At 72.5% G+C, this 3,731-nt stretch carries 7 protein-coding genes; 4 read left to right on the forward strand and 3 right to left on the reverse strand.

What is annotated here, in order from left to right; genetic code table 11:
• Positions 1 to 118: 118 nt before the first annotated feature.
• The gene (locus HLK59_RS48870; protein ID WP_171148148.1) at positions 119 to 286 is read right to left on the reverse strand and encodes a hypothetical protein; all 168 of its coding nucleotides are present in this window, start codon (positions 284 to 286) and stop codon (positions 119 to 121) included.
• 279 nt (positions 287 to 565) lie between these two features.
• Here HLK59_RS48870 and HLK59_RS48875 point away from each other — a divergent pair, with 279 nt between their 5' ends.
• The 4 genes from HLK59_RS48875 (at position 566) to HLK59_RS48890 (ending at position 2,833) form a co-directional block, all read left to right on the forward strand.
• Positions 566 to 889, forward strand: coding sequence for a hypothetical protein (locus tag HLK59_RS48875; protein ID WP_171148149.1), 324 nt, complete (start codon positions 566 to 568; stop codon positions 887 to 889).
• A 190-nt stretch (positions 890 to 1,079) separates the two neighbouring features.
• Positions 1,080 to 1,349 carry a hypothetical protein gene (locus tag HLK59_RS48880; protein WP_206328491.1) on the forward strand — a complete coding sequence of 90 codons (270 nt, stop codon included), beginning with the start codon at positions 1,080 to 1,082 and terminating at the stop codon, positions 1,347 to 1,349.
• 16 nt (positions 1,350 to 1,365) lie between these two features.
• Positions 1,366 to 1,830: a hypothetical protein gene (locus HLK59_RS48885; RefSeq protein ID WP_171148150.1), complete on the forward strand. Its 465-nt coding sequence runs from the start codon at positions 1,366 to 1,368 to the stop codon at positions 1,828 to 1,830.
• A 580-nt stretch (positions 1,831 to 2,410) separates the two neighbouring features.
• Complete coding sequence (locus HLK59_RS48890) at positions 2,411 to 2,833, forward strand: hypothetical protein (protein WP_240983082.1); 423 nt, start codon at positions 2,411 to 2,413, stop codon at positions 2,831 to 2,833.
• Positions 2,834 to 2,838: 5 nt separating this feature from the next.
• On the opposite strand, the gene HLK59_RS48895 is transcribed toward HLK59_RS48890, so the two are convergent.
• Together HLK59_RS48895 and HLK59_RS50650 are read right to left on the reverse strand one after the other, a co-directional pair.
• Complete coding sequence (locus tag HLK59_RS48895) at positions 2,839 to 3,441, reverse strand: hypothetical protein (protein WP_171148151.1); 603 nt, start codon at positions 3,439 to 3,441, stop codon at positions 2,839 to 2,841.
• Between the two features lie 16 nt (positions 3,442 to 3,457).
• On the reverse strand, positions 3,458 to 3,731 hold a 274-nt coding region (locus HLK59_RS50650), incomplete at its 5' end, for a hypothetical protein (RefSeq protein ID WP_206328492.1).

Below are 3,731 nucleotides of genomic sequence, written 5' to 3' on the forward strand. Positions count from 1 at the left end.
CCTTCCCCACGCCGGGCCTGTCGCAGTCCGAGAACACCACCGGCTGGGACTAGGGCCTGTGTGGGGTTGCGATCACACGCACCACGCCCCGCTCCCTGATCGAGACCTCACACAGGCCCTAGTCCCAGCCGGTGGTGTTCTCGGACTGCGACAGGCCCGGCGTGGGGAAGGTAGTGGTGGCCTGCGGCCGGCCGGCTGCCGGTCCGCCGGCGAAGGTGCCGGGAGCGGGGGTGCCGACAAGAGCGAGGCCCGTGGTGAACTCGGCGAACAGCAGGTAACTGGACACGACAGACTCCCTTGGCCGGGGTGGTGTGGGACGAGCGCACGCACGGGTGGTGCTCCGGAGGCCTGGTCGGGGGCGTCCCGCGGTTGACGCCCCGTGTCCGGCTTCGGCCCTGTCGTTCCGGGGCCGGCTGCCGCCAGTGGAACAAGACTCGCGCGCCGTGTGACCCGCGGCCAGCTCTGGCCCGTGTCCTGATCCTGCACCGGCATACTCCGTCCATCGCGGCGGGGCGCGATGGCGGGCCGGTCGTGGAACCGGGACACGAACGCGCCGGAGCAGCCGGTGATTCGCGACCCGCGCAGGGCCCGTTCACCGGTCACCGCACGCACGGCGACCGTCGGTGCCACGGCTTCCGTCAGTGCCACGGCTTCCGCCGTGATCAGTGTGTCGGCCGCGACGAAGAAGCCGACCGCCACCAGTCCCTTCCTCGCCGGGATGGACGCCGACGTGGTCGACCCGTTCCCCCGGAGCGGCTCGGGCGCGGTAGAGGTCCCGCAGGTCCTGGGGCGGGGACACCCGTCCGGCGTGAGCACAGACCGGCCGACGCGGCACACACGCACCGCGTACCCGGCACCGGGCACCGGACACCGGGGCCCCCGCCCGTGATCGTCGCCGAGCCTTTGCGCCCTGGCGTGAACCGCCCGCCGTATCACCGCCGGTGAGGTGCGCCCTGCGGCCCCGTGACCGGCGGGAGGAAACTGCCGCCGCCAACTGCCGGTACCCGCGGTCCTGTCGTTCCTAGAGTGCCGTTGAACCATGGACGTCGTGTCCGGGACCTCGACCCAGGAGAGACTTCATGAAGCACAATCGCCTCACCGCGACCGGCGCCGCCGCCGCCATCGCGGTCGGCCTCGCCATCGGCGCAGCCGCCCCCGCGAGCGCCGCCCCCGCCAAGGCCGAGCGCATCACCTCGGCCGAGGAACTGCGTGCGAGCCTGGCGCGGGCGATTGCCACCGAGCAGGCGGTGAGCAGCGCACGGGTGTCCTCCGCCTCCCTGTCGGCCACACTCTCATCGGCCAACCAGGGGATCCGTGCCGAGTCCTCGGCCGGCATCGTCCCCTGCTGATCGGGAGGTGAGCACCGTGGGAACCGACGAGTCCACACCTTCCTGGTGCCCGAGCGGCGACGCGTACGCGCCCGAGGCCGTCGTACTCGGCGTCCGTTCCGGTGCGGACGGCGAGGTGGCCTACCTCGCCGACCCGGTGCCCGCGGCGGAGGTCCTGGCTTCGGTCCCGGAGGGGATCTCGCCCACCCGGGTCCTGCGTTTCGCGTCGCACTGCCTCTCGGACTGCATCAACCGGCGGGGCAACGACTGCACCCTGGTCGAGCGGGTACTCACCGTCCCGCCGAAGCAGGAGACCCGCGCGGTTCCCCGGTGCCATCTGCGGGCCCAGTGCCAGTGGTGGCGCCAGACGGGCGTCGACGCGTGCTATCGCTGCCCGGCGGTCTCGACCTCGCACTACACGGATGACGAACTGTCGGAGCTGATGGCCGACCCGTCGACGACTCCGGAGCAGCTCCAGTCCTGGATCGCGACGGCGAGCTGAGCGCGGATCCCTCCGGTCGGGTCCCTTTCCATACGGCGGCGCCCCGGGCTCGGCGCGGAGGTCCCGCCCGCGCCGACGCGTGTGGCACACGCCGGCGATCCCCGTTCAGGCCGGCACGCTCACGCCGAGTGTCCGCGAGGGTCTTGCCGTAGCCGGTGGTCGGCGTACAACCCGTCTTGGCCGCGGAAGCCTCCATGGCCTGTGCGCTGGTCCGCTCCAGCATGAGGCGGCGTACGACGCGGGCCCGCGCGCCGATCGACGGATCGAGTAGCCACAAAGCCTGGGGGCGCGGCCGGCCTCCAGCACGTTGCGGACCGCTGACTCGATCGTCGTCGCGGAGGGCGGACGCGCGACAAGGAGTAGGTACACGGTGTCGGCGTGTCGTGGTCAGCGAGTCGGCGAGTCGGCTGGCGGCGCGGACCAGGTCAGCCACCGGCCCGCGTGGGGCTGATGATCTTCCTGTTCCTGGTCCCACCATCTCCTGCCGGCGGCTGGTCCTACGCCCAGCCGTTCTTTCTTCCGGCCCTTGTCAGCGTGACTGGCCCGGTTCTTCTCCTGCCTGTGCGGGGAGAGACCTCTCGTGTCCGTGTACTCCTGCTCATCCCTCCGCCGCACGACCCCCTGTCCCGACTGCCGTTCCGCCGCCGACTGGGTCGGCGTGCAGGCTCTCGTCGGCGACTCCTTGCGGTGGGACGTCGAAGTGACCTGCCCCGCCTGTGGGTTCGCCGTTGCCGACTGCGAGGGTGAGCTTTCGGACGACGTACGGGAGGAACTCCTCGCCGAGCATGGAGGCGCCGTACTGCGGCTGCGGGCGACCGCGCACCGGGTCACCGTGCTACGTGTGCTGCGTGCCGCGCTCGGGCTCGAACTCGGTGATGCCAAGGGTGTGCTGGAGCAGGTCTGGGGCGGTACGTACACGGGGACGGGGCCTGAAGTGGAGCTTCTCGCACGCCGGTTGCGGGAGGCGGGGGTCGACGCGGTGGCCTCGCGGGGGCGTCCGTAGGAACGTCACGCGGCCAGTCGGGGTATCGGACGGCGGGTCGCCAGCCACACCCCGGCGCCCTCGGCGAACGGGACCGCGTGCGGGGCGCGGAAGCCCAGCGGGCGCAGTGGGTCCATGTGGCGGGGCGAGAGGGTGACCGCGACCGCGTCGACGGCCTCCTCGTCGACGGTGTGCAGGCCCGGGGACAGCAGGTCGGACACCACCCTGCGGTCCCAGGCCTCCGAGTCGTCCGGTGTGCAGACGGTGACCACGGTCCAGTGCGGCGCGTCGGGCTTGGCCCGCTTCAGGAGGGTCGGCAGGGCCGGCTCCTGCGGCAGCGGGGCGGTGAGTTCGCGGGCGAGGAGACCGCTGAAGCGGGTGTGGGGGGACTCGGTGCCGGGCGGCAGCCACACGGCGGCCGCGAGGAGGGTGCCGTCCGCACGCTCGGCCACCCACACCTGGCCCTCCTCAAGTGCGTAGTGGGCCAGCATCAACCGCATGGCGCGCTGCGCCTGGTCCCGGTCCACAGGGGCGTGCTCCGGCACCGCGAACAGGCGCACCACGGCGGGTACGTCCACCAGTCCCGCCCTGCGTACGGCGGTCCGAGGGGGCATCTGCAGGATCGTCATCTTCGGGTTCTGCCTCTCACATGGCCCGGCTCGCGCCGGTCAGTTCGACGGAGACGGTGAGGGTGCGCAGCGGTTCGGCGCGGAGCGGTTCAGTGCGCAGCGGTTCAGTGGGCACCGGCGAAGCGGGGACGGGAACCGTCGGCCGCGCCCTGCCGGAGTCCTGCCCGGTCGAGGAGCCACCGGGCACGGCGGACAGAGCCGACCACACCCGACCGAACTCCTGCCCGACCGCAGACCCACCGAGCCAAGCAGGCACCGCCGACCGCACCCGGCCGAAGGCCGCCTCGGTC

The organism is Streptomyces sp. S3(2020) (assembly GCF_013044505.1).
Lineage (GTDB): Bacteria > Actinomycetota > Actinomycetes > Streptomycetales > Streptomycetaceae > Streptomyces.